Genomic DNA, 24,181 nt, shown 5'->3' on the forward strand with positions numbered 1-24,181 from the left:
ACCGATATCAAAAAGATAAAAGTACTTACAAAATATTTGGTTAATCCGTATAAAGGTCAGCACATCAGGATGCTGTCATATATTTTATTTATATTTAGACTTTCGTGTATAAAAATCTATGGTAAAATTTATAAGCTACGAATCTTATAAAATTCTGGTGAATTTTATGAATAGAGCAATTTCTCGTTTGACTGGAATCTCCATTATTATAATAGTAATAATTGCAATAATAGCTGCACTATTTATTTTTACAATGGCTCCCACTCCTACTGCTGGTGGGACGATTAAAATTGGGTTTACTACATCAGTAACAGGCTCACTTTCTGTAGAAGGGACACGCCAGTTGCATGGCATACAACTATGGCAGGAATGGGTAAATAGCCATGGAGGAATAAAAATAGGAAATAAAATCTATAATGTATCGTTATTGTACTATGATGATCAGAGTTCTAAGGATAATGTTGTTGCACTTTATGAAAGATTAATAACTGCTGATAAGGTTGATTTTCTAATTTCTCCATACTCAAGTGGATTAACTTTTACTGCAGCAGCTATAGCTGAGAAATATCATAAGGTTATGGTCGCTACTGGTGCTGCCAGTGATAGTATTTTCCAACAGGGTTATAAATATACAGTTCAGCTTTACACTCCAGGTTCGCTATACTTAAAATCTACAATAGATCTACTATTAGCAAAAGATCCTACTGCTAAAAATATTGCAATAATTTATGAAGATGAAATTTTCGCTGCTTCAGTAGCTGATGGTGCTAAAAAATATGCTGAAAGTAAAGGGCTTAATGTTGTGTATTATGACAAATACCCATCAAAACCAACGGATTTATCTTCACTGTTAACTGTTATAAAAAGCAAAAATCCTGATGCTATAATAGGAGGAGGGCATTTTGCTGATGGTGTTCTCTTAATAAAACAGGCTAAACAGTTGAATGTCAATGCGAAGCTCTTTTCAATAGTTGTAGCTGCGCCCGAAGATAAGTTTAGAGATGCGCTTGGTGCAGATGCAAACTATATTATGGGGCCATCTCAATGGGAACCAGATGTCAAATATACAGTAAATTATGGTCCTTCTGTTAGTGAGTTTATAAATATGTATGTAAAGAGATTTAATGAGACACCTACATACCATTCTGCAGGAGGATTTGCAGCTGCATTAGTGTTACAAGCTGCTATTGAAAAGGCACAAAGTCTCGATAGTGATAAGGTGCGTGAAGCATTTAACTCATTAGATCTAAAGATTTTCTTTGGAGCATTTAAGATAGATCCTGCAACAGGGCTTCAAATAGCTCATCAAATGGTGCTCATACAATGGCAAGGTGGAAAGAAATACACAGTATGGCCTACTGAAGCAGCCTCAAAGGAACCAATATATCCTAAACCATCATGGTAAACAAAATTAACACCTTTTTTTGGTGATAAATAATGGTTATTGATGTTGTTTTCCTTCAGACTTTAGTTAATGGTTTGTTGCAAGGAGCTATATATGGTTTGGTCGCTTTAGGTTTAACGTTGATTTGGGGAGTTATGCGTGTAATAAACTTAGCACATGGAGAATTTATAATTCTGGGCGCATACACAGCTTTCTGGATGTTTACACTTTATAATTTACAACCATTAGCTTCATTATTAATAGGTATACCATTAGGTTTTGTCATTGGAATGACCATTTATATAGGTTTAGTTAAAAGGGTTGTTAATGGTCCTGAGCTTTCGTCACTATTAGTATTCTTTGGGCTTTCAATGATAATTCAAAATCTCATGCTTACATATTGGACAGCTGACGTAAGAGGGTTACCAATTCTCTATTCATCAATAAATATTGGATCAATAACATTAGTTGGAGATAGATTAATTGCGTCAAGTGTCGCAGGCATTTTATCGGTTTTTCTATTAGTATTACTCAAATATACATACTTTGGACGTGCTATAAGAGCTGTAGTACAAGATACTGATGCTGCCATGTTAATGGGTGTGAATGTAAACTACATTTATGCAATGAGTATGAGCATTGGTATTATACTCACATTTTTAGGGGGCATTCTTATAGCATTAACCACACCATTTACGCCTTATCAAAGTGGTATTTATACTCTTTATTCTTTTTTAGTTGTTGTACTTGGAGGGTTAGGAAATCCTTTAGGTTCTTTGTTTGGTGGTATATTAATAGGTATCATAGAGAGTTACACTGCAACATACTGGTCTTCAGGTTTAAGCCCAGCTGTTGCTTTTGTGCTCTTAATTTTAATTTTAATAGTAAAACCTGAAGGTATTTTCTCACGGAGAAGATAAGGATGATCAAAGAAATATCATATAATCTAAGGAATTTAACCTTTTTATCAACTATAGGATTTCTAGTTATTTCAGTGTTAATACTTTTCTCAGGATCGCAAAGTTTAATTGCATTTTTCTTAACATTACTTGAACTTCTTATTCTTACCTATAGCATTAATATAATAACTGGGTTAACTGGTTATGTTGATTTCGGTCATGCAGTCTTTTATGGCATAGGAGCATATACTGCTGCATTTTTAATAGTGAATGTTGGTACTGCAAATATTACACCATATTTATTTTCTTTAATAGGTGGTTTAGCAGCTGCATTTTTCGCTCTACTTATTGGTGCTCCAGTTCTCAGGTTAAAAGGTGCGTATTTTGCAATTGCAACTTTAAGTGTAAGTGAAGCAGTCAAAGTTATTATAAGTAATATCAGTGCTTTAGGTGGATCATATGGAATACCACTTGCACGATATGTCTCATATGATGTAGTCTCTGCTTACTTAGCTATGTGGTTAACTTTATTATTTGCTGTGATTCTCACAATATGGATTTCGAACTCAAAGTTTGGATATGGTTTAAGAGCTATAAGAGAAGATGAGATTGCTGCTAATGTAATGGGTATTAATACGAGCCTTTATAAATTAATAGCATATGTGTTAAGCGCATTAGTTGCAGGTATAGTTGGTGGAATTTCTGGGATACTTTATGTTTATGTGAGTACTGAATATTTCAAAGTCGACATTTCCGTAAAAATGCTAGTTTCTATGATGTTGGGAGGCCAGGGTACTATCTTAGGTCCTTTGATTGGGACTCTGTTATATTATGTTATTCAGTATACATTGGTGACTAGTTACCCATTTTTGCATTTATTAATATTCGGTGCAATACTAATTGTTGTAGTACTTTTTATACCTGAAGGATTAATTGGTATTATTAAAAGGAAATTTAAGCAATTAAAAGTGAGGTGAGAATAGTGATACTCGAGGCGAGGGGCATTGTAAAAAGATTTGGCGGTGTTATAGCACTTAATAAAGTTGACGTAAGTGTTGCAGAAGATGAAATATTAGGTATTATAGGACCTAACGGCTCGGGTAAAACTACGTTTTTTAATGTAGTTAGCGGAGTATATAAGCCTGATGAAGGAAAAGTTATTTTTAATGACAAAGATATTACTGGAAAACCTCCTCACATTATCGCTAGAATGGGAATAGCCAGAACATTTCAAATAGTTAGGCCATTCCCATCTATGACTGTTCGTGAGAATATATTAGTTGGGGCTTTCTTTAGCGGAAGAAAACATGAAGATTCAGAACATACTGATACATTAGTGAACAAGATATTAGAATTAACTGAACTGTCATCTAAGGCTGATTTACCTGCAAAAGCCTTAAATTTGCCTGAAAAAAGACGTTTAGAGATTGCAAGAGCTTTAGCATTAGAACCAAAAGTTCTTCTTCTTGATGAGACTCTGGCTGGCCTCACTCCAGCCGAAATTGATCACGCATTAGACATGATTAGAAAGGTTAAAAGCGAGATGGGATTAACTATAATAATTGTTGAACATATAATGCGTGCTATAATGAAAATCTCAGATCGTATTGTAGTATTTAGTAATGGTGTAAAGATAGCTGAAGGAACACCATCTCAAGTAGCAAATGATATTAAAGTTATTGAAGCATATCTTGGAAAACCCATTCAAGGTGAGAGCTAATGTTAGAAGTTAAGAATTTAAGAGCAGGCTATGGGGAGATCACAATATTATGGGATATTAATTTAAAAGTTGATAAGGGTACCATAACTGCAGTTCTTGGTTCGAATGGAATGGGCAAAACAACTTTGATTAAGTGTATTGCTGGACTTCAAAAGGTAATTTCTGGCACTATAATGTTTGAGAAGAAAGATATTACATATATGCCATCGCATAAAAGGGTTGAAATTGGTTTATCTTTAATCCCAGAGGGTCGTAGAATTTTCCCTGAAATGAACGTATATGAAAACTTATTAATTGGCGCATATACTAAAGAATCACGTAAACATATTTCTGAATCAATTGAGATTGTTTATAATTTATTTCCAATATTAAAGGAGCGAAGGAATCAATTGGCAGGTACTTTAAGTGGAGGTGAGCAGCAAATGCTGGCAATTGCCAGAGGGTTGATGTCTCGACCTAAACTTCTCATGTTAGATGAACCATCAGCTGGATTAGCACCAAAGATTGTGTTTCAGATCATGGATTTAATTCAGAAGTTAAACAAGGAATATGGTGTTACTATAATGCTTATTGAGCAGCATGTTGAAAATGCTTTAAGAATAGCTGACCTAGCCTATATAATAGAAAATGGACGAATCATCCTAAGCGGAAATGGTAAAGAACTTTTAGCTAATCCGAAAGTAAAAGAAAGTTATTTAGGTATTTGATCTATTTATTGGCTTCATATTTTTATATAGATGGGTGTCAAGAAAGCTTAAAGCTTTGCTGGGATGAATGAGCAAAAGTTTAGACACGAAGCTAGCTCACTAAATTCTAGATGTTCCAGATGCAATGGAATAACATCTGAATTGGAGTGAAAACATAGCCCATAGGTTAACGAGATCTATGAGATAGCGGAGCTGTGAGCACTGCAAACCAGCAAATAAAGAAATGAGTGTGAAGTCCATCCTAAACGCTGGAAGTCCTTGCTTTAGCTGTGGAGTGGCTCACAATAGCTATCTTTATATTTTTAAAAAAAGAAGATCTATTGATGATAATATGCCGGTCGCATTAAAAGTTCGTGATATCATGGAAGGAGGAGTTGTAGTACTTGATGGCAATTTACCTGCTATTGAAGCTTTAAAAGCCATGCTTGAAAATCAAGTATGGTCAGTGGTCATTTCTATTAATGATGTGCCATCTGGCGTGGTGACTGAGCGTGATTTGTTAAGAAGAGTTATTGCTAAAGGTTTTGACATTAATAGAATATTATTAAAGGAAATAATGACATCTCCTTTAATAACAATTAGTTCTGATGCAACATTAGCTGAAGCTTGGAAACTAATGACAGAAAAAAATATTAGACGTTTATATGTTGTTGAAAAAGGTAAAATCATAGGCAGAGTAACGCAAACTGGATTATTTAATAAATTATTAGAGGTTATGATTGCAATAAGCTCTATAAAATACTTAATGTAAAATTAGAAGATTATTTTGTTTCCTTTTTTGTTTCTTGTAACGAATTACCTAAAAGTTCTGCTACATCCATTACTTCCATATTGAATTCTGAGGCTTCGCTGCGCAACATTACATTACAAAACGGGCACGCGACTACCACCTTATTTACATTAGTTGATGAAGCTTCTCTCATTCTAACTTTGCTTATTCTCTCACCTTTCTTTATATCGAAAAATGCATGTCCTCCTCCGCCGCCACAGCAAAATGTATTTCGTTTGATTCTATTCATCTCTTTAATTTCAGCAACATTTTTTATGATGTCTCTTGGTTCATTGTAAATGTTATTCCATCTTGCTAAGTAGCATGGATCATGATAGGTAACACTTTCTTTTGTTTTATTAATGCTTAATTTACCTTCTTTTATGAGCCTTTGTAGTAATATAGTATGGTGTTCAACCTCTATTTTTACTCCATACTGAACATATTCATGCTTGAAATTATTATAACCATGCGGACAATTAACTAATAATTTCTTGAATTTATATTTTTTAAGTATGTTTGAATTCTTTTGCACGATGTCCCTAAATAAGTACTCATCCCCTATTCTTCTTGCTGGCTCACCACAACAAACTTCTTCTAGCAAAACTGCAAAATTTATATCAGCTTTTTTAAGAATCTTCATCAAATTATAGGCTACACTCCTAATGTTTGGATCGTAACTTGCATTACAACCTAACCAGTATATATAATCATACTCTATTTCTTCACGAGCTATCTCAACATTAAGTTCTGACGTCACAGATTTTAACCATGCCTCTCTATCCGCAGGATTATAACCATAAGGATTACCAGTTCTCATTATGTTATACGAGACTTGCTGTAATTCAGATGGTGTGTTTTCTCCAGAGGAATATATTCCACGTCTAAGATCTATTATAGTCTCAACCTGATTTATTAAGACGGGACATACTTCAACACATGCACCGCATGTTACACAAGACCATATAACATCTGGGTTTATAGAATCTGGCACTAACTTTTTATTAAAATTCCTTTTATGCATTTCCTTTTTAGTATCAAGCATTACCATCATCGGACTTAATGGCTTCCCAGTGAGATTTGCTGGACATGCATTATGGCATCTCGCACATTGAGTGCACGCATCAAAATCCATTCGTTGCTTCCAAGACAAATCTGAAAGCATTACAGCCCCTATAGGCTTACCTTCCTCTACCAGCTTGTCCATGTTAGTTATTGGTTTGTTAGCTGCAACAACTGGTTCTTCTAGTCTAGAAAAGAACGTATTTAGAATACCACTAACGAACATATGATAGAACTTTGTAAAAGGTATGAGGGCAATACTAGCAAGTGCTAGTGTTAAATGAAACACCCAAAGTATTCTATAAAACTCAATATAATTATTACCAAAGAGACTTCTAATAGAAAAAGCAAGAGGATAACCTATTACGTCCCAATCGTCAATCCATTGTAATCTGTAATTTAAAGTATTGATAGCATCCAGTATGAAACCTGTTACTATTATTATTAATAAGTCGATTAAAATTAGATAATCTTCTCGAGACGTAGGCAAATCTCTGTACGTTTTAAACACTCGTCTAATCAATGCTAATACTATGCCTATAATAGCCAAAACACCTGAAATGTTAACCATAAGCTTAAACATTAAATACGCTGAGTCAACAAGAAATCTTGAACCGAAAAATCGTAAATATACATCATACTCTATTCCACGAAGTATCGTACCTATAAAAAGACCGATCATACCAATATAAATAAACACATGCACTGTGCCTCCTTGTTTCTGTCTTATAACCTTTGCTTGGAGTATGCCATATTTGATAAGTCGTGATAATCGTTTTCCAAAATGATCAAAACTTATCCTTTGTCCTCCATAACTCCATAATTTAAAACTTCTGTAAACACCGTAAAGTAATATTATAGCTACAATTATAGTATATATGTACACAAGAGATTCTAGATCCTCAACAAGGTTAAAATGTTTAATACCTTCAAATACATATAGAATATTTTGAACAAAAAACATGTACATTTTTTTTCACTTGATTGTTTTTTCTTTAAGCTTTTTAATAAATACTGGGAGAAATTGGTATAAATCAGCGATAACACTGTAATCCGAATATTTAAATATTGGAGCATTTTTATCCTTATTTATAGAAACTATTACCTTCGCATCTACTGCAGAGATATGTTGGGGAGCACCAGATATCCCTATTGCTACATAAAGTTTCGGTCGTATCTTCTTACTAGAAATTCCAATCCACACATCCTCAGGCAACCATTTAAGATCTGCAGCAATAGGCCTACTACATCCAACTTGAGCATCTATGATTGATGCCAAATCAAAAGCCAACTTTAAATCATCCTTCGACTTAAACCCTCTACCAACACCAACAACGGTATCTGCAGCCTCAATATTCACCTCACTCTTCTTCTTCTCTTCAAAACTTACCAGCCTAACATTAGATACTGGAGGTGAGACTTTCTCAATGGCAGCAATTTTCTGAGATATTTCAAAAGGCTTAAATTTCTTAATTGGTACAGTAACAGCCGCATGTTTTGATGTCACCTCTCTACTTATAGCTCTTCCTCCTAGAATATTTCGTTCAAAAATAATATTATTACCATCCAGTGAAACTGAAAGAACTTCTGTTAGCATTGGTAAATTATGCTTGGCTGAAACGCGAGCAAGAATATCATTACCAGTTTTTGTTGCAGATCCGATCAATAACCTCGGTTTCACCTCATTAAAAATCTTAGAAATAACTTCAGACACCTGATCAGGCAGAACTGCCCCTTCAATAACATATAGTTTATCAAAACCATAACGTGCTGCCTCGTTTACATCTCCATTGCTAACTGTAATACCTATCATACTGGTGCTGAATCCATTTCGTAACAATTCTGCAACAAGGCCTGAAGCATCTACTAATAATGAAGGTCTCTCTCCAAAAACTATAACAGTTTCAACCATTCATATCATCTCCTCATATTCTTGGTTTTATAACACCCTCCTCTATCAGTTTAGAAATTAACTTTTCAGATACTTCATCAAAAGTACTTGCTTCTATTATTATGTTTTTCCTAGAAACCATTAACAACCTCACTGATTCACGCCTATGCCCAACGTCAAGTAATTGTATGTTTAAATCGTTCAAAGTAAATTTTTTAAGTGGTTTTGCAAACGCCCTCCGTATTTGCAAGAGCATTGGCAACCTAGCCCTATTAATCTCACCAGTCACGCTGATTACTGCAGGTAATGACGCCTCGATCCATTGCAATGAATCCTCTAAGTCACGAAGAACTTTAACTTTCTTATTCTCTATGTCAAGTTCTATAGCTCGCGCAAATGTTACTGTTGGAAGATTTAAGATCGTTCCAATTCTGGAAGCAATCTGCGCAGAAATAACATCCATCGAAGCTTCGCCTGTGAGGTAAAGATCATAATTGCCTGTTTTTTTAACCGCTGATGCAAGTGCTATTGCTGTTTGGAGTGGATTAGCATTTATTAATCTCTCATCTGTAACCATGTATGCCTCATCAGCTCCCATGGCCAATGCCTCTCTTAATACTGATTCAGTATCATTAATACGTTTTGCAAGCGGTCCCCAAGTCACAACTGAAAAGACCGCAATTTTTCCACCAAATTTTTCCTTTATTCTTACGGCTTCTTCAACAGCATTCCTATCATATTCACTGATTACAAGAGGTATTTCCTCGATAAGAAGCTTACCGGAACTGTCAACTCTGATCATGTTAGCATCTAGTGATGCTTTAACCATTACAGCCACATCAACCATAATACCTCAGTATTACATGCAAATCTAGAATTATAAAGTTTTTTATTATGTATTAATAATTTTAAGAAGAAATAATGAAATGCTGTCTTGTATTAAATGTATTGATTTTTGAATTAAAATTATTATTATTAGAATAACAAATTTTGTATGAACACTTAATCTAAAGCGATAAAAAATAAATTATGATTTTGCTGCCTCTATCATTTTTCTTAACGATGTAGTCTCTATCACATTTCCTGTAATTTTCATTTGACCTCTAATAAATGCAGCCATAGAATCTAATTCGCCTTTCAATATTTTGATAAGAGTTTCCTTACTCATTGTAAGTGTTGCTGTAGGAGAATTGTGAGAACCCTGAACAACATTCGCACTTCCTTGTTTGAACTCTATATAAAATGGTTCTCCACCTTCTATATTAAACTGAAATATTTTATTCCAACCTGCCATTTCATTCCCCATCTTTAACTTAGCCTTTTCATACACCGCTTGTATTAAAGACTTAATATCTTCGGACATGCTCAACACCATTTAAAATATTACCTTATCATCTTATTATATTTAACCATCGATTTTATGTGGCCGATAGCATATAACTGGGTTTTGCGTTATGCGCATCTTCATAATATGAAGTGGAATTCCAGAATAACTTTATAACGTATTTAATGTATCATTTATAGTGGTGTTCTTCTTGGGTAGGAATGTGGCTATAATAGGTGTTGGGCATTCTAAATTTGGAATACGAACCGACGTAAATGTTGCAGAACTTGCATGGGAAAGCACAAAACAAGCAATGGAAAACGCCGGCGTTGATCAAAAAGACATAGATTATTATGTTACATCAAACGTTGGTGCATGGAGCAGTGAACCATTACCTGCTGTAGTTGTTGGAGAGTATAGCGACCTTGTACCCAAGGGCACTGTTAGAGTTGAAGCTGCGTGCGCATCAGGTAGCGCAGCCCTAAAACTTGGACATGATATGATAGCTAGTGGAGAAGCAAATATAGCATTGGTTGTAGGTGTAGAAAAAATGAACGAATCTCCAACACCAACTGTAGTAGAGTTCATTGGTAGGGCTGGAAATTATTTTTGGGAATTTGAAAACTTTGGTCTTACTTTTCCTGGATATTATGCTCTTTATGCAACAGCGTACATGTCTAAATATGGAGCCACCGAGGAAGATCTGTGCCAAGTTGCAGTTAAAAACCATTACTACGGTGCAAGGAATCCTAAGGCACAATTTCAAAAAGAAATCACCGTAGAGGAATGCATGAGATCTAGATATATCGCATGGCCTTTAAAATTACTTGATTGTTCACCTATAACTGATGGTTCGGCTGCAATAATACTTGCAAGCGAGGAAATTGCCAAAAAAGTTACAGATACTCCTGTCTGGATTAAAGCTATTGGTTACGCAAATGATACTGCCAATTTAAGCAGACGTGATAATTTCCTTAGCTTAAGAGCTGCTGTTGAAGCAGCTAAGATGGCTTACAAAAAAGCTGGCATAGATGAGACTGATCTTGTTAAGAACTTCGATGTAGCAGAAGTCCACGACTGTTTCACTATAGCTGAGTTACTTGCATACGAGGATCTAGGTTTTGTGAAAAAAGGTGAGGCAGTAAAATTGATCAGGGAAAAACAGACTTACATCGGGGGTATCATACCAGTCAATCTTAGTGGTGGTTTAAAAGCAAAGGGTCATCCTATAGCTGCAACAGGAGTCAGCATGGCTGTAGAACTCACAAAACAGTTGAGACAGGAAGTAGAAAGAGAGCGTCAAGCACCTATTAAAAAAGGTATGGCGATAGCCCATAATGTAGGCGGCACAGGTCATTATGCATATGTTACAATCTTCTCTCTTGATAAACCAAGGAGGTGAGTGCTATGAGTGCTCAACAGAAGGTTGAGAAAAAGAAGACACAAAAAGAGCAGACTGAAGAAGTCACAAAGCAATTTAATGAGTTTGTTGAAAGCATAAAGAAATCAACAGGACTACCAATAGTACCAGACATGAAAAGCGGAGCCGCACAATGGATAGACCAGCGAGAATTAACATTGAAATATGTAATAAGTGTTGACAAAATCAGAAAATTCTTCGATGGATTAATTGACGGCAAACTTTATGCGACAAAATGTAAACAATGCGGAACACTTTATTTTCCACCACAGGTCGATTGTCCTAAATGTAGGAAATCGGACATGGAATGGATCGAATTAAGTAACGAAGGAGAACTGCTCACATACACAATAATAAACGTAAAACCGAACAGCTTTTCACATTATGATGATTACACAGTAGGTATTGCTAGACTAAAAGAAGGAATTAATATCACAGCATGGGTACGAGAAACTGATCCTAAAAAATTAAGAGTAGGAATGAAAGTTAAGGTTATAGTAACAAAACGTGAACCTGAAGGATATTTAACTTATGAATTAGAACCACTAACATCCTAAAGAATGGGGCTTGATTGTAAACGAATAGTTTTTAAACATGTATAAACAAGTATTTATGTGGAGGAGATAATATTTGTTTCCCTTCAACAGTATTTTAGATTTTAAAGTAGAATTAACAAATGAACATGAAATGTTCAGAAAAATGATAAGACAATTTGCCGAAAACGAAATAGCACCAAAAGTTATGGAAATAGAAAAAACAAACACAATACCAGAAGAACTCATCAACAGAGCAAAAGAACTAGGACTAATGGGCGTTGGAATACCACCAGAATATGATGGACAAGGTGGAGGGGCTATGATGCTTGTCATACTCATGGAAGAACTTTCAAGAATTTCACCAGCATTCGCAACAAAAATCGCAGTAAACCATCTATTTACAACACCAGTACTCATTTTTGGCACAGATGAGCAAAAAAAGAAATATATACCACCAATTGCCAGAGGTGAAGCTTTCGCAGCTCACGCAAATACAGAACCTGCAGCAGGTAGCGATGTTGCAGGCATACAAGCAACAGCTAGAAAAGAAGGAAATTACTGGATAATTAATGGTAGAAAAATTTTCATAACAGGTGCAGATAGAGCTAAATATTTAGTAGTTTCCGCAAGAACAAGTCCACCACCAAGCAGAAAAGAAAGATGGAAAGGTTTAACATTCTTCATAGTAGAAGCTAACTGGCCTGGTATAAAAATTGGGTCAAAATTCAATGTAATAGGATTAAAAGGCGAACAACCTAACGAAGTGATACTTGATGATGTAAAAGTGCCTGAAGAAAACGTTCTAGGCAGAGAGGGAGAGGGATTCAAAGTTGCCGTCACAACATACGATCATGGAAGACTTGGGATCGCTGCCCAAGGTGTAGGTATTGCACAAGCAGTGTTTGAAAAATCATTAAACTATGCGCTACAGAGATACGCATTTGAAAAACCACTAATCTCATTCGAAGGAATAGCTTTTAAACTATCAGATATGTTAACAGAACTTGAGGCAGCCCGCATGCTTACTTACTGGGCAGCCACACTAACAGATGCACAGAGACCCGAAGCCATAATGGCAGCATCGCTGGCTAAAATGTATGCTACCGAAGTGGCGGAAAAAACCTCAGCACTAGCAATAAAGATTCACGGCGGTGTCGGTGTTGATCAAGAAGCAGGGATTGAGAGATACTTAAGAGATGCCCTCATAACAACAATTTATGAAGGAGCAAATGACATACAAAGAATAACAGTCATCAGAAGTCTATTAAGACAAGTATTTGGAACCAGCGTTGATATGATATAGGAGGGGTAAAACATTGAGTGTTGAACAAATTAAAAAAATCGCAGTAATAGGCGCTGGTACAATGGGACATGGAATAGCAGAAGTAATGGCATTAGCTGGGTATGAGGTTTGGATAACCGATATAGCCGAAGAATTTCTAAAAAACGCAATAGAGAAAATTAGATGGAGTGTTGGAAAATTATATGAAAAAGGGCAAATCAAAGAAAATGTCGACACTGTACTCTCCAGAATACACGCTACACTATCGTTCGAAGAAACTGTTAGGAATGCGGACTTCATGATAGAAGCAGTACCTGAGAAGCTGGATCTCAAAAAAGATGTATTCTCCAAAGCTGACAAAATTTTACCACCACATGCAATACTTGCTACAAATACAAGTAGTCTTCCTATAACGGAAATAGCTAATGTAACAAGCAGGCCTGAAAAAGTCATCGGCATGCACTTCTTTAACCCACCACCATTAATGCCATTAGTTGAAGTTGTTAAAGGTCAAAAAACTGATGATAACACAGTAAAAATAACGTATGAATTAACAAAGAAGATTGGAAAGCAGCCAGTCATAGTGAAAAAAGATGTACCTGGATTCATAGTAAATAGAATACTGGGAAGATTACTTAACGCTGCGTGTTGGATAGTTGCAAATAAACAAGCCGATATTATTGAAGTTGACGCAACAGTACGTTATAAATTAGGTTTTCCCATGGGAGCATTCGAGTTGGCCGATTATAGTGGGATAGATGTTTTCTATTTTGTGTTTAAAGCAATGAGCGAACGTGGGTATGTGGCTCACCCATGTCCATTATTTGAAGAGAAATTTAAAGCAAATGAATTAGGAATGAAAACAGGGAAAGGATTCTACACATATCCAGCACCAGGTAAATACGTACGACCAGAAATACCAAAAGAAAAAGCAGAAAAAGTAGACCCACTAATGATAATTGCTCCTGCAATAAATGAAGCATCATGGTTACTTAGAGAAGGAATAGCCAGCAGAGATGATATAGATAAAGCATGTAAACTAGGATTAGGATATCCAAAAGGCATTCTGGAATACGCCGATGAATATGGTATAGATCACGTAGTAAGCACACTCGAAAGTCTCAAAAACATAACAGGATGGGAAGAACATAAGCCCGACCCATTACTTAAGCAAATGGTTAACGAGGGCAAACTCGGAATGAGAACAGGAAAAGGATTCTATGAATACGGTGTCGTCGAAGAAAGAAAACTTTCCACAATTCTATTAAAACTCGAACCACCACTAGCATGGATAGTACTCAATAGACCAGAACGCTTAAATGCAATAAACATAGACATGTTAAAAGAATTAAACATAATATTAGATGAACTAGAAGAGGATGAAAGAATAAGAGTTATAATACTAACAGGTTCTGGAAGAGCATTTAGTGCAGGAGCTGATGTAACAGGTTTCATGGGAATCACCCCAGTTAAAGCAGCAATATTCTCCAGAAAATTCCAAGAAATTCTAAATAAAATAGAATACTATACAAAACCAGTAATCATCGCTGTAAACGGATACGCACTAGGTGGAGGGCTCGAAATGGCAATGAGTGGTGATATAAGAATAGCCTCCGAAACAGCACAATTAGGACAACCAGAAATAAACCTTGGTTTCATACCAGGTGCAGGAGGAACACAGAGACTATCAAGACTAACAGGGAGGAGCAAAGCTAAAGAAATAATCTTCACAGGCGATATGATATCAGCAAATGACGCACTAAAAATAGGGCTAGTTAACAACGTAGTACCACCAGAAAAACTCGAGGAAGAAACACGTAGGTTCGCATTAAAACTAGCAGAAAAACCACCACTAGCACTCATGGCAGCCAAGTATGCAATAAACTTTGGACTTGAATCAAACATATGGGCAGGCTTAGCATACGAAGCAAGCCTCTTTGGATTACTCTTCAGCACCGACGATGTAGTAGAAGGCGTGAGTGCATTCCTTGAAAAACGAAAACCAAAATTCAAAGGAAAATAAACCTCTTTTATTTTTTTATTTATAGACTACTAAAAACCACATTTAAGCATGATAGCTCATCATGCATCATATTACCCAAGATCTTAATAAAAGTTAAATACTATTACAGAATAAAATAATTTGGTTGGGGCCGTCGTTCAGCCTGGATTAGGATGCCAGCCTGGGGTGAATACCCCACAGGGATTCCCGGAACGCTGGTGATCCGGGGTTCAAAACCCTGAAAAGGGTGAAAATCCCCGCGGCCCCACCATCTGTTTAAGAATTATGTTTAAATGATTCCTTATTTCAAAAATAATAAAAAAGTTTATATTAATCATTTAAAGAAAAATTTATTCTTGTAAATAGATAGAACTACTGATGAACATGATGGGGCCGGCCGGATTTGAACCGGCGATCCCCAGGGCCCGAGCCTGGTACTCTAGGTTTTTAGCTTCCTAGACCAAGCTAGACTACGGCCCCGGATAAATATAAGGAGAACAAATATAAATTTCTTTGTTGTATCACTATGTCCAAGCTTAAATAAGAGAGGGTTTATGTTTTAAGTTGATGCAATGTGGGTATCATAGTAAAGGGTATAATATTTAGCGGATTAGGTGAAGGTGCCTATTATTTGTCTCAAACAAATTATGTAAATCAAATACAAGAAAAATTAGGCTTCACACCATATCCAGGCACGCTCAATATTAAAATCGATAAGGATTTAGGTGTTCAGATTTTTAATGAACTCAAAGGATTTAAACATATACGACTAGATCCATTCTTTGATGGTAAACGTTTTTATGTTGGCGTCTCATGTTACAGAGCAAAAATTAATGGATCAATGTTTGGAGCAGTGATAAGAGCGGATAAAACATACTATGATGAAAGTGTTTTAGAGGTCATAGCACCTGTATATTTGCGCTCGCATTTTAATTTAAAAGATGGCGATCAGGTAATAGTAGAAATATTAGGGTAACCTTTTAGAGTGATCACATCAATTAACTTGTTCATAAATCTCTTGTATTGATCTTGAACTGTTGTGATGATATTATATGCAGTTCTATACGTTCTTCAACGTTTTTTACTCCCTTTTATGCTTTAATAAAAATTCTTAATTTATAAGATTTCAGTTATTGTATAGAAGATGAGGGATTCCATTTTTTGTCGCATAGCTTTTTGTATACTTTAAAGTTGAGATCCTTTAAAATTGGTGCAGCAGTTTTTTCTTGTACTTCTCTTAGACGCGTTATATCTATATCTGTAATAAGTACTGTGTCTTCTTCTTCGTTACCCTCTACTATAAATCCATTTGGATTATAATCAGTCGTTGTAATGATTGCTGATTTTCCTCTCAGTTTGTATCCGAGCAGTTCGCCTGTAGGGTCTATTCCACTTGAGAGGGCAACAATACCTTGTGATTCTATTGCTCTTGCATGTGCAGAGAATCTTATCCAATTATATGCTCCTCTTCCAGGTGCTAGACTTGGCACTAAAAATATTTCGGCACCATCTAATCTCATTATTCTGAAGATTTCTGGAAATCCTACATCATAACATATTCCAGTTCCTATGATTATTCCATTATGTTTGAACGTTAATACATTATCGCCTGTATAAAGTCCCATCTGCTTATCGAATAAGTGCAGATGTATTTTTCTATACTTTAATGCAGGTCCGTCAGGTCTAAAAATATGTGCTGTATTATAATAATTGTCATCATCCCCTAATGTTATCGTACTCCCAGCTAAAATTGTCATACCATATCTCTCTGTTAGTTCACTAAAAATTTCAACATATCTGCCATAATAATCATAAAGAATTCTAGTTAAATCAAGAGATGGTTTTCCGAGCAATCTTTTATCCTCTACTAGTTCAAGGGATACTAATTCCGGAAAAACGATAATATCAGCCTTTTCATGCCATGCTTTAACAGTATGCCTTGTTACGTGATCAGCAAATTCTTTGAATCCTCCACCAACACGAAACACATACTGAGACACAGCAATCCTCATAAATTAACCTCCAACTAATAACTATTTGATCATAAATATAAACTCTTAAGGAAAAGATATGCAGATTGTTATTTCTAAAGATTCGCTCTTTGAGATAAGATGATAATAGAAGTGATAAACCTTTTTCTAAGATAGGGTTTTTATAGAAAACTTTGTTTCTTCAGGATTGAAGAAAAACGTTCAGATTATTTCGATTACGACTTTTTCAAACTTTTCATTCCATGCGCTAAATCGTCCTGTACGAGAATCTATTATAAGCCAGATTCCGGGCCAAGCTTTCATACCCTCATGATCTTTAGAACTAGGTTCTGGAGGTGCAGGATGCGTATGGTATATTCCAATAATTTCAAGCTTTTCAGATTCAGCTTGTTTAATCGCGTTGTATGTATCGTTAGGTTTTATCTTAAAACTTACTTTAGTATTATCACTTGCATCTGCATCATATACATATTTTACTATGAAATCCTCTGATCCTCTGATTCCTATTAGAAATCCTGCTAGTTCGACAGAGGACTTAACAGCTTTTTTTACTATCTTCTCGATATCATTCTTTTTTATTAATAGTCTCATACATGTATACCTATTCATAACCTATTAATAAATTTGACAACAGGACCTATGATTATGTGAAGAAGAAATTCTACAAAAGACAGCATAAATTATTTATATTTAAGCGTGTGTTTTCATAATGTGAGTATTGATAATATCTTGCGTACAGCTTTAAGTAGTAAGGCGGTAGGACCTAAACCATCTTATGCATCAGTACATGTAATAAAATGTATAGAACTTATAAGAGATCTAGGACCAATAGGCAGGCTTCGTCTTTCTAAGGAATTAAAACTCGGTGAGGGTTCAATGAAAACATTATTAGGAAAACTTAAGGAATTAGGTCTGATCATTACAGAACGACAAGGATGCGCCTTAACTAATAAAGGTATTGAGGTAGGATTATGGCTTAAATCAAAAATACCCTCTCGTACATATTTAGGAAAAACAGTTCTAGCCATTGGTGATCACGCATATGCTCTACTAATAAGAAGTATCGACACGAAAAAACTAAAAACTGGGTTAGAACAACGTGATGCAGCACTTTTAGTTGGTGCACTGGGTGCATCAACGTTAATCGTGAGAAATAATCAAATAATACTACTACCTGATTTAAATGTTAACGAGAAATACCCTAATGAGGCAGAAAGATTGCATGTATTATTAAATCCTCATGACGGAGATATAATAATAATCGGTAGCGGTGATAATCCACTGACAGCTGAGTTTGGCGCCCTTTCAGCATTTATTACGTTAATAAAAAATCCTGAAATCTTTAGAGTCGCATAAAGGTCATGATTACTTTAATTTTTATAAAACAATTAAGACTTATTATTCTTAGTAGGATAAGATAATTTCTCCTCGGAAAATTCCCTGATTTTTTCCTCTTTTTGAATTAAATACTTTCCACTCTTAATAAATACAGATCCAGAAATCGTTACATCAAACCATACCATTATGCCTCTAATCAATAATGTTGCGCTAGCAGCCACCGTTCTCGGAATCCCTATTATAATGAAAGATAATGTCATTCCGGTTTCAACAACCCCTAGTGCTGCCGGTATACCTATTGGCATTATTGTTAATGTAGAATAGATTGGGTATATGGAAAGGAGAATGATATAGTTTATGTTTTTATATCCTAATGAGAGTAGCATGGAGTAAATCATTAGAGATCCAAAGATCCATTGGAGTGTCATCACCATTGTGGCTAAAAATATGAGATGCTTTCTATTTTTGCTTAACTGAATACCCTCGTTAATTCCTGATGCTAAATTGTCTATGTCGTACATTGTTTTATTTATGTTTCTAGGAATCTTGATGATCTTATGGAAGATGATTATGAGCTTTTTAAGTATCATGCTAAATTTATTTGGATTCCTCACAAAGAAGACCAGCACTACTATGAGAAAAACCATTGATGCAATAAACCATAAAATATAACCAAGCAATAACGTTCTATTAGACTCATTCAAGAATATTCCTAGTATTATGAGGACTATAAGTAATACTGTATATATAAGGCGTTGGAAGGCGGCTGTTGCTATTAATTTGTCGGTTTGTCCATTATTTTTGTTTCGCACATAAAGTATTCTAAAAGTCTCCCCAGCTAATGATGCTGTGGGAATCATTATATCACCAAAGATAGCAATCAGCGTTGCCTTCAAACTCTCAATATAATTAAGTTTCATACCCATAGCTCTGAGAAGTAAATGCCATCCGAGCGCACTAAGTAATATAGCAAGTGATTCAAAAATTATTCCAAACAGAACGTATAACGGGTTTACATGAGAAATCGTGCTGTAAATCATAATAGGATTATTTAAGTAAATAAAAGTAATAACTATTATGATACCTATTACCGTGAATAATACGACTCTTGTTTTGATGTTCATTAAACAGTCTAATGAATACAGGTATATTAATATTTTGCAATTTACTTAGTATGCCGTGAGCAAAATTCGAGTAAGATACTCAGAAGGACATATAATAGCATATGACCCGAAGGAAGCTCCTAAATTATTCAAGGAAGGCTTTTATGGAAGACCTATTGGAATTGGCAAACCCAAAACATTTAATTTCGAAGCACCTCTTCAATTAAGTCTTTACGAAGCACTATATTTATTAGAAAATGGTGTTATAGAGGTAGTAGACACTAACAATAATCCAGTATCCTTTGAGAAACTTTTTTTGGATGCGAAAAAGAATTATGAGGATTTTGATTTAGTATATTCAGTTTATAAAGATCTCAGGAAGAAAGGTTTTGTGGTGAGACCAGGAATGAAATTTGGTACAACTTTTGCAGTTTACGAATATGGTCCAGGAATCGATCATGCACCGTTCCTAGTAGAAATAATGAAAAAGGACAGTAAGTTGAAAACTATTGATATAGTAGGTGCAGGAAGATTAACACATACTGTTAGAAAAAAGTTATTATTAGCAGTAGTTAATGAAGATAATAGTGTTAACTATTACATGTTCAGATGGATTAAATTTTAAAATTAATGAAAAATAATCATGATTTTTCTCATATTCAAGTTAAATTAATATACAATAATCTTCATATTCTTCTATTGAGAAGTTATGAAAACAGTAGGCATCATCGGGATGTTATTATTCCTTGGAATAATAATCCAAATCGTTTTAGGACATGTTGCAGCCAATGATGTTTTCAGGAGTACAATAATACCTGTGCATATAGTAATAGGAGTGTTAGGATTGATACTAATAGGTTATGAAACATTTTATGCACTAAAACACAGTAAGAATTATATTAAAATACTTACCATGCTTGCATTAGTTTTAGTTATAATACAAGTAGGGATAGGAGCAAGTATGATGGAAAGCGACATAGAAAATTTAACAATTGCGCATCAAATAAACGCATATGCTCTCCTTATTCTGTTAGCTGGTATAGGATACTTAACGTTTAAAGGTTCTAAAGTAGAATAGATAAGAAAATAACGTTCTTATTTTTTTAATAAAGATGATAAATATGAATATGAATGAAAAGGCCAAAACCATATTCAGAATCTTAAAAAGTACGTACAAAATTGATCTCAATGATTTTGCTGTTATGCATGTATTTAAAAAGAATGTTGATGTTTTTAAAGTCCTTGTCATTACAATTCTCACCCAAAATTCTACTGATAAAGCAGCTTATAGAGCATATCAAAAATTAGCAGATATGATCAATATAACACCAAGCGACATTGTTAATTTGGATATAAGAAAATTAAAAGATGCTATACGTGAAGCAGGCTTATATAACACAAAGGCTAATGCGCTGAAAAAACTTTCTAAGATAGTCCTAGAGAAATATAACGGATCTTTAGATTTTTTACTGAACATAGACTTAAATGAAGCTAGAAAAATACTAACATCTTTGCCTAAAGTTGGGCCTAAAACCGCTGATGTAGTCTTACTTATGTTAGGCAAGAGATCGACAATACCAATTGATACTCATATAAATAGAGTTTCAAAGAGATTGGGGCTTGTTTCTCAAAAAAGTGGTTATGAAGAAATACGTTTAATGCTCATGAAACTCTATGATCCTAGCGAATATCTCGATGTTCACTTATTATTAATACAACATGGTAGAAAAACATGCAAAGCCATTCGTCCTAGATGCTCCGAGTGCCCAATCAACATATTATGTGATTATTATGATAGAGCAAAACAAACAAGCAATCCCAGCTTACTTACAAAAATGTTTTAAGTAATAGGAAATATAAATAATTTGAGTGTAGGATAATAGGGATGGAAATGAAACTTTATTATGACAAAGGCACGATAGTATTAGTTAGCAGGGATCGTATTCCATTACAACTGGTAAAATTCTTTAAATTTGACCCTAGAATCAATGCGTATAGAAGCTTAGCAATGTATTATCCTGTTATCACATCAATACTTCGAAATTTAAAGATTAGTTTTCTAGATAATGTCTTTTATCCTATGGGTTGCCTAAAATTTAATAAACGATTTGATGTGAAATTAAGAGGTTATCAGAGTAGAGCACTAAGCAACTGGATGAATACTGATAAACGTGGAATAATTGTGCTACCTACAGGTTCAGGTAAGACACTTATAGGAATTATGGCGATTCTAGAGTTAAAAGAACCAACATTAGTAATCACACCAACAATAGAGTTGATGGATCAATGGGCTTTGCTTATTCAAAAATATCTTGATGTGGATGTAGGATTATATGGTGGTGGTGATAAAGAATTAAAGTGTATCACTGTAACTACATACAGTTCTGCATACCTTAATGCTGAATTAATTGGCAATAGGTTTAAGTTAATAATATTCGATGAAGTACACCATTTACCTAGTGAAGGTTATAGACAGATTGCTGAACTTTCAGCCGCTCCGTATAGAATGGGCCTTACAGCCACACCAGAGAGAGAGGATGAGGCGCATAAAGATTTAGATCAATTAGTTGGCCCGATAGTATATAGAAGTGGTGTGAAAGATCTCGCAGGCTCATATTTAGCGAATTTTGAAATTAAAAGGATCTACGTGCCATTGACTAAAGAAGAATATGCAGAATATAAAAAGCTGAGTAGTATATATGAGGAATATTTCAAGAAACGTGGCTGGACCTTACGGTCATTAAGGGATTTCGAGAAATTTATAATGAGAACGGGTAATGATATGAAAGCACGTAAAGCACTTCTAGCATGGAGTAGGGCTAGGTCTATTGCACTAAACTCTTCCACTAAAATGGAAAAATTACGTGAACTATTACGTTATCACAGAGGCGAACGCATTATCATATTCACTGAACATAATGAACTTGTTAAGCATATTTCTAATGAATTATTAATACCAATCATAACACATAAAACTAGCGATGATGAAAGAAAAGCTGTCATGAATGGTTTCCGAACAGGAATATTCAGTACTATAGCAACTAGTAAGGTTCTCGAAGAAGGCATCGATGTACCAGATGCAAACATTGCTATAATTCTTAGCGGGTCAGGTAGCAAACGAGAGTTCATACAAAGGCTTGGCAGAATACTAAGACCTAAGGAAGGTAAAAAAGCAATACTCTATGAAATAATAAGCTCAGGAACAAAAGAAGTACGCGTATCAAAGAAACGATCAAAAGCATTAGGTGAATAAAATGCTTCCAACACAACTACTACGTGTACAAATACGCGGAGGATACATTAAACCAGTTTATGCCGAACTATCCCATGAGAATTTATATCTTGCAGAAAAATTAATCAATATATTTAAAAGTTTTATTAATAAAAAACTTAAAGAACTAGAAGATGAACTTAACGAAGCTGAAACAATAGCTGAAAGTGAAGGATATAATTATAAATTCATTAAAGGATTGATAACCTTGCTAAAACGCAGACTAACTATTAAGGAGACAACTCTCTCCTATGATCCCTTATTTATAAGGCTAGAAATCTTTAAAACAGTAAATCAGCTTTATAGAGGATTTGCTTTAACACAAGAAGAACGTAAAAACGTAATAGATCTAGTAGCACAAAAGCTTAACATAAACCATGATGATGTAGAAAACGGTTTCAGAGCAGTTTATGAAGAAGAAAACACGATCGATAACTTTCAAGAGATATCACCAGAAGAACTCATAAAACTTTACAATCTATCATTGACACAAACATTACTTTTTAAATGCACAAATCTTGTTGCAGATATAAAAACAACAGGTCATAAAACCAGGCAAATCTTATGGAGTATAAAAAGAAATGGTCTACTTTACATGGCTGAGAAAATTAATGAATCTGTACGCATAACAATAGATGGGCCTGCATCGATAATAAAGCAAACTGAACGCTATGGAACAAACTTAGCTAAAACGTTACCATTAATAATTTCTGCAGACCATTGGAACATTGAGGCATCAATAATTAGGAAAACCAGATATAAAAATAAACACTTAACTTACAAATTTATAACTAATGATACAAACAAACACCTATATCCAGTTCAATTACTAGAAGGCACTGTGATATATGACAGTTCTCTAGAAGAAGATTTTCATAAAAGATTTAACACATTAAAAAGCGATTGGACTATTATTAGAGAGCCAGAACCATTAGTGGTCGGGACAAAAATATTCATACCAGACTTTGTTTTTATCAGAAATAATGAGAAAATATATCTCGAGATCGTAGGATTTTGGACAAAAGAATACATAAAAAGAAAGATAGAGAAAATGAGAGATTTGAAAAATGTAAAAATGATAATAGCAATAGACGAAAGTATTGACGAATTCAAAACAGAAGAATTACCTCACACAATAATAAAATTTAAACGTTCATTACCATCATACGAAGTACTCAAAACACTTAACTCTTTATCTCCAAAAAACATTACCAAAGAAATGACAGAACTAAAAATAACAGGTGAATCGCAATTAATTAATGTTAACTTAGATGGTATGACGCTTTCAGATGCAATTGAAGTATTTAAAACACACAACATAAGTGACGCTAATCTTGAAATAATATTAGAGAAACTTGGCTATAAAGTAGAATGGAATACTCTTGACCCTAACAAGACAATAATACGAAAAATCAAAAAATAACTAATATTTCTTTTCTAAATTTTAACTAAATAATTTAGTAACAGATAAGAATATTTTGT

At 34.6% G+C, this 24,181-nt stretch carries 24 protein-coding genes and 2 tRNA genes; 18 read left to right on the top strand and 8 right to left on the bottom strand.

Annotation, left to right across the window (positions count from 1 at the left end; genetic code table 11):
- Positions 1-166: 166 nt before the first annotated feature.
- The 6 genes from QW128_07730 to QW128_07755 all read left to right on the top strand — a co-directional run bounded on the left by QW128_07730 (position 167) and on the right by QW128_07755 (position 5,461).
- Complete coding sequence (locus QW128_07730; GenBank protein ID MEM3833456.1) at positions 167-1,405, top strand: amino acid ABC transporter substrate-binding protein; 1,239 nt, start codon at positions 167-169, stop codon at positions 1,403-1,405.
- 32 nt (positions 1,406-1,437) lie between these two features.
- Positions 1,438-2,304 carry a branched-chain amino acid ABC transporter permease gene (locus QW128_07735; GenBank protein ID MEM3833457.1) on the top strand — a complete coding sequence of 289 codons (867 nt, stop codon included), beginning with the start codon at positions 1,438-1,440 and terminating at the stop codon, positions 2,302-2,304.
- 2 nt (positions 2,305-2,306) lie between these two features.
- The gene (locus QW128_07740) at positions 2,307-3,260 is read left to right on the top strand and encodes a branched-chain amino acid ABC transporter permease (GenBank protein MEM3833458.1); all 954 of its coding nucleotides are present in this window, start codon (positions 2,307-2,309) and stop codon (positions 3,258-3,260) included.
- Between the two features lie 5 nt (positions 3,261-3,265).
- A complete protein-coding gene (locus QW128_07745; GenBank protein MEM3833459.1) occupies positions 3,266-4,003 on the top strand; it encodes an ABC transporter ATP-binding protein in 738 nt (245 codons plus the stop codon).
- On the top strand, positions 4,003-4,710 hold the full coding sequence (locus tag QW128_07750; GenBank protein MEM3833460.1) for an ABC transporter ATP-binding protein: 708 nt from the start codon (positions 4,003-4,005) through the stop codon (positions 4,708-4,710). Before QW128_07745 ends, QW128_07750 begins: the two co-directional genes overlap by 1 nt.
- Before the next feature lie 331 nt (positions 4,711-5,041).
- Positions 5,042-5,461: a CBS domain-containing protein gene (locus QW128_07755; GenBank protein ID MEM3833461.1), complete on the top strand. Its 420-nt coding sequence runs from the start codon at positions 5,042-5,044 to the stop codon at positions 5,459-5,461.
- A gap of 10 nt (positions 5,462-5,471) precedes the next feature.
- On the opposite strand, the gene QW128_07760 is transcribed toward QW128_07755, so the two are convergent.
- The 4 genes from QW128_07760 to QW128_07775 all read right to left on the bottom strand — a co-directional run bounded on the left by QW128_07760 (position 5,472) and on the right by QW128_07775 (position 9,795).
- A complete protein-coding gene (locus QW128_07760; protein MEM3833462.1) occupies positions 5,472-7,511 on the bottom strand; it encodes a heterodisulfide reductase-related iron-sulfur binding cluster in 2,040 nt (679 codons plus the stop codon).
- A gap of 6 nt (positions 7,512-7,517) precedes the next feature.
- Positions 7,518-8,453 (bottom strand): electron transfer flavoprotein subunit alpha/FixB family protein, encoded by a 936-nt coding sequence (locus QW128_07765; protein ID MEM3833463.1) that lies wholly within the window; start codon positions 8,451-8,453, stop codon positions 7,518-7,520.
- 13 nt (positions 8,454-8,466) lie between these two features.
- Positions 8,467-9,279, bottom strand: a complete 813-nt coding sequence (locus tag QW128_07770) for an electron transfer flavoprotein subunit beta/FixA family protein (protein ID MEM3833464.1) — start codon at positions 9,277-9,279, stop codon at positions 8,467-8,469.
- 180 nt (positions 9,280-9,459) lie between these two features.
- Positions 9,460-9,795, bottom strand: coding sequence for an SCP2 sterol-binding domain-containing protein (locus tag QW128_07775; protein MEM3833465.1), 336 nt, complete (start codon positions 9,793-9,795; stop codon positions 9,460-9,462).
- Between the two features lie 172 nt (positions 9,796-9,967).
- On the opposite strand from QW128_07775, the gene QW128_07780 reads away from it, so the two are divergent.
- The 5 genes from QW128_07780 (at position 9,968) to QW128_07800 (ending at position 15,267) form a co-directional block, all read left to right on the top strand.
- On the top strand, positions 9,968-11,158 hold the full coding sequence (locus QW128_07780) for a thiolase domain-containing protein (GenBank protein ID MEM3833466.1): 1,191 nt from the start codon (positions 9,968-9,970) through the stop codon (positions 11,156-11,158).
- A 5-nt stretch (positions 11,159-11,163) separates the two neighbouring features.
- Positions 11,164-11,733, top strand: a complete 570-nt coding sequence (locus tag QW128_07785) for a Zn-ribbon domain-containing OB-fold protein (protein MEM3833467.1) — start codon at positions 11,164-11,166, stop codon at positions 11,731-11,733.
- A 73-nt stretch (positions 11,734-11,806) separates the two neighbouring features.
- Positions 11,807-13,015, top strand: a complete 1,209-nt coding sequence (locus QW128_07790; GenBank protein ID MEM3833468.1) for an acyl-CoA dehydrogenase family protein — start codon at positions 11,807-11,809, stop codon at positions 13,013-13,015.
- Positions 13,016-13,028: 13 nt separating this feature from the next.
- Complete coding sequence (locus QW128_07795) at positions 13,029-15,017, top strand: 3-hydroxyacyl-CoA dehydrogenase/enoyl-CoA hydratase family protein (protein ID MEM3833469.1); 1,989 nt, start codon at positions 13,029-13,031, stop codon at positions 15,015-15,017.
- A 126-nt stretch (positions 15,018-15,143) separates the two neighbouring features.
- Positions 15,144-15,267 (top strand) — tRNA-Pro (locus tag QW128_07800).
- 117 nt (positions 15,268-15,384) lie between these two features.
- On the opposite strand, the gene QW128_07805 is transcribed toward QW128_07800, so the two are convergent.
- Positions 15,385-15,476: transfer RNA gene (locus tag QW128_07805), tRNA-Pro, on the bottom strand.
- Positions 15,477-15,570: 94 nt separating this feature from the next.
- On the opposite strand from QW128_07805, the gene QW128_07810 reads away from it, so the two are divergent.
- Positions 15,571-15,972: a DUF120 domain-containing protein gene (locus tag QW128_07810; protein ID MEM3833470.1), complete on the top strand. Its 402-nt coding sequence runs from the start codon at positions 15,571-15,573 to the stop codon at positions 15,970-15,972.
- Between the two features lie 154 nt (positions 15,973-16,126).
- Here the strand turns inward: QW128_07810 and QW128_07815 are convergent, their stop codons facing one another.
- Both QW128_07815 and QW128_07820 read right to left on the bottom strand, forming a co-directional pair.
- Positions 16,127-17,008, bottom strand: coding sequence for a nitrilase-related carbon-nitrogen hydrolase (locus QW128_07815; GenBank protein MEM3833471.1), 882 nt, complete (start codon positions 17,006-17,008; stop codon positions 16,127-16,129).
- A 180-nt stretch (positions 17,009-17,188) separates the two neighbouring features.
- On the bottom strand, positions 17,189-17,578 hold the full coding sequence (locus QW128_07820) for a M67 family metallopeptidase (protein MEM3833472.1): 390 nt from the start codon (positions 17,576-17,578) through the stop codon (positions 17,189-17,191).
- Positions 17,579-17,698: 120 nt separating this feature from the next.
- On the opposite strand from QW128_07820, the gene QW128_07825 reads away from it, so the two are divergent.
- On the top strand, positions 17,699-18,343 hold the full coding sequence (locus QW128_07825; protein ID MEM3833473.1) for a DUF4443 domain-containing protein: 645 nt from the start codon (positions 17,699-17,701) through the stop codon (positions 18,341-18,343).
- 32 nt (positions 18,344-18,375) lie between these two features.
- Here QW128_07825 and QW128_07830 read toward each other — a convergent pair whose 3' ends face one another.
- Positions 18,376-19,449 carry a lysylphosphatidylglycerol synthase transmembrane domain-containing protein gene (locus QW128_07830; protein ID MEM3833474.1) on the bottom strand — a complete coding sequence of 358 codons (1,074 nt, stop codon included), beginning with the start codon at positions 19,447-19,449 and terminating at the stop codon, positions 18,376-18,378.
- 55 nt (positions 19,450-19,504) lie between these two features.
- Here QW128_07830 and endA point away from each other — a divergent pair, with 55 nt between their 5' ends.
- From endA to QW128_07855, 5 genes are all read left to right on the top strand, one after another.
- Positions 19,505-20,053, top strand: a complete 549-nt coding sequence (endA, locus tag QW128_07835; protein MEM3833475.1) for a tRNA-intron lyase — start codon at positions 19,505-19,507, stop codon at positions 20,051-20,053.
- Positions 20,054-20,137: 84 nt separating this feature from the next.
- The gene (locus QW128_07840) at positions 20,138-20,506 is read left to right on the top strand and encodes a hypothetical protein (protein MEM3833476.1); all 369 of its coding nucleotides are present in this window, start codon (positions 20,138-20,140) and stop codon (positions 20,504-20,506) included.
- 43 nt (positions 20,507-20,549) lie between these two features.
- Positions 20,550-21,272 (top strand): endonuclease III, encoded by a 723-nt coding sequence (nth, locus tag QW128_07845; GenBank protein ID MEM3833477.1) that lies wholly within the window; start codon positions 20,550-20,552, stop codon positions 21,270-21,272.
- A gap of 41 nt (positions 21,273-21,313) precedes the next feature.
- A complete protein-coding gene (locus QW128_07850) occupies positions 21,314-22,681 on the top strand; it encodes a DEAD/DEAH box helicase family protein (GenBank protein ID MEM3833478.1) in 1,368 nt (455 codons plus the stop codon).
- A gap of 1 nt (position 22,682) precedes the next feature.
- Positions 22,683-24,122 carry a DUF790 family protein gene (locus tag QW128_07855; GenBank protein ID MEM3833479.1) on the top strand — a complete coding sequence of 480 codons (1,440 nt, stop codon included), beginning with the start codon at positions 22,683-22,685 and terminating at the stop codon, positions 24,120-24,122.
- Positions 24,123-24,181: the final 59 nt, after the last annotated feature.

The organism is Thermoprotei archaeon (assembly GCA_038881895.1).
GTDB lineage: Archaea > Thermoproteota > Thermoprotei > Gearchaeales > WAQG01 > JAVZOV01.

Bases quoted from the DNA above. Each gene is read 5' to 3' on its own strand.
- QW128_07730 (MEM3833456.1), top strand. From the start codon at position 167: ATGAATAGAGCAATTTCTCGTTTGACTGGAATCTCCATTATTATAATA.
- QW128_07735 (MEM3833457.1), top strand. From the start codon at position 1,438: ATGGTTATTGATGTTGTTTTCCTTCAGACTTTAGTTAATGGTTTGTTG.
- QW128_07740 (MEM3833458.1), top strand. From the start codon at position 2,307: ATGATCAAAGAAATATCATATAATCTAAGGAATTTAACCTTTTTATCA.
- QW128_07750 (MEM3833460.1), top strand. From the start codon at position 4,003: ATGTTAGAAGTTAAGAATTTAAGAGCAGGCTATGGGGAGATCACAATA.
- QW128_07755 (MEM3833461.1), top strand. From the start codon at position 5,042: ATGCCGGTCGCATTAAAAGTTCGTGATATCATGGAAGGAGGAGTTGTA.
- QW128_07760 (MEM3833462.1), bottom strand. From the start codon at position 7,511: ATGTACATGTTTTTTGTTCAAAATATTCTATATGTATTTGAAGGTATT.
- QW128_07765 (MEM3833463.1), bottom strand. From the start codon at position 8,453: ATGGTTGAAACTGTTATAGTTTTTGGAGAGAGACCTTCATTATTAGTA.
- QW128_07770 (MEM3833464.1), bottom strand. From the start codon at position 9,279: ATGGTTGATGTGGCTGTAATGGTTAAAGCATCACTAGATGCTAACATG.
- QW128_07775 (MEM3833465.1), bottom strand. From the start codon at position 9,795: ATGTCCGAAGATATTAAGTCTTTAATACAAGCGGTGTATGAAAAGGCT.
- QW128_07785 (MEM3833467.1), top strand. From the start codon at position 11,164: ATGAGTGCTCAACAGAAGGTTGAGAAAAAGAAGACACAAAAAGAGCAG.
- QW128_07815 (MEM3833471.1), bottom strand. From the start codon at position 17,008: ATGAGGATTGCTGTGTCTCAGTATGTGTTTCGTGTTGGTGGAGGATTC.
- QW128_07820 (MEM3833472.1), bottom strand. From the start codon at position 17,578: ATGAGACTATTAATAAAAAAGAATGATATCGAGAAGATAGTAAAAAAA.
- QW128_07830 (MEM3833474.1), bottom strand. From the start codon at position 19,449: ATGAACATCAAAACAAGAGTCGTATTATTCACGGTAATAGGTATCATA.
- QW128_07840 (MEM3833476.1), top strand. From the start codon at position 20,138: ATGAAAACAGTAGGCATCATCGGGATGTTATTATTCCTTGGAATAATA.
- nth (MEM3833477.1), top strand. From the start codon at position 20,550: ATGAATATGAATGAAAAGGCCAAAACCATATTCAGAATCTTAAAAAGT.
- QW128_07850 (MEM3833478.1), top strand. From the start codon at position 21,314: ATGGAAATGAAACTTTATTATGACAAAGGCACGATAGTATTAGTTAGC.
- QW128_07855 (MEM3833479.1), top strand. From the start codon at position 22,683: ATGCTTCCAACACAACTACTACGTGTACAAATACGCGGAGGATACATT.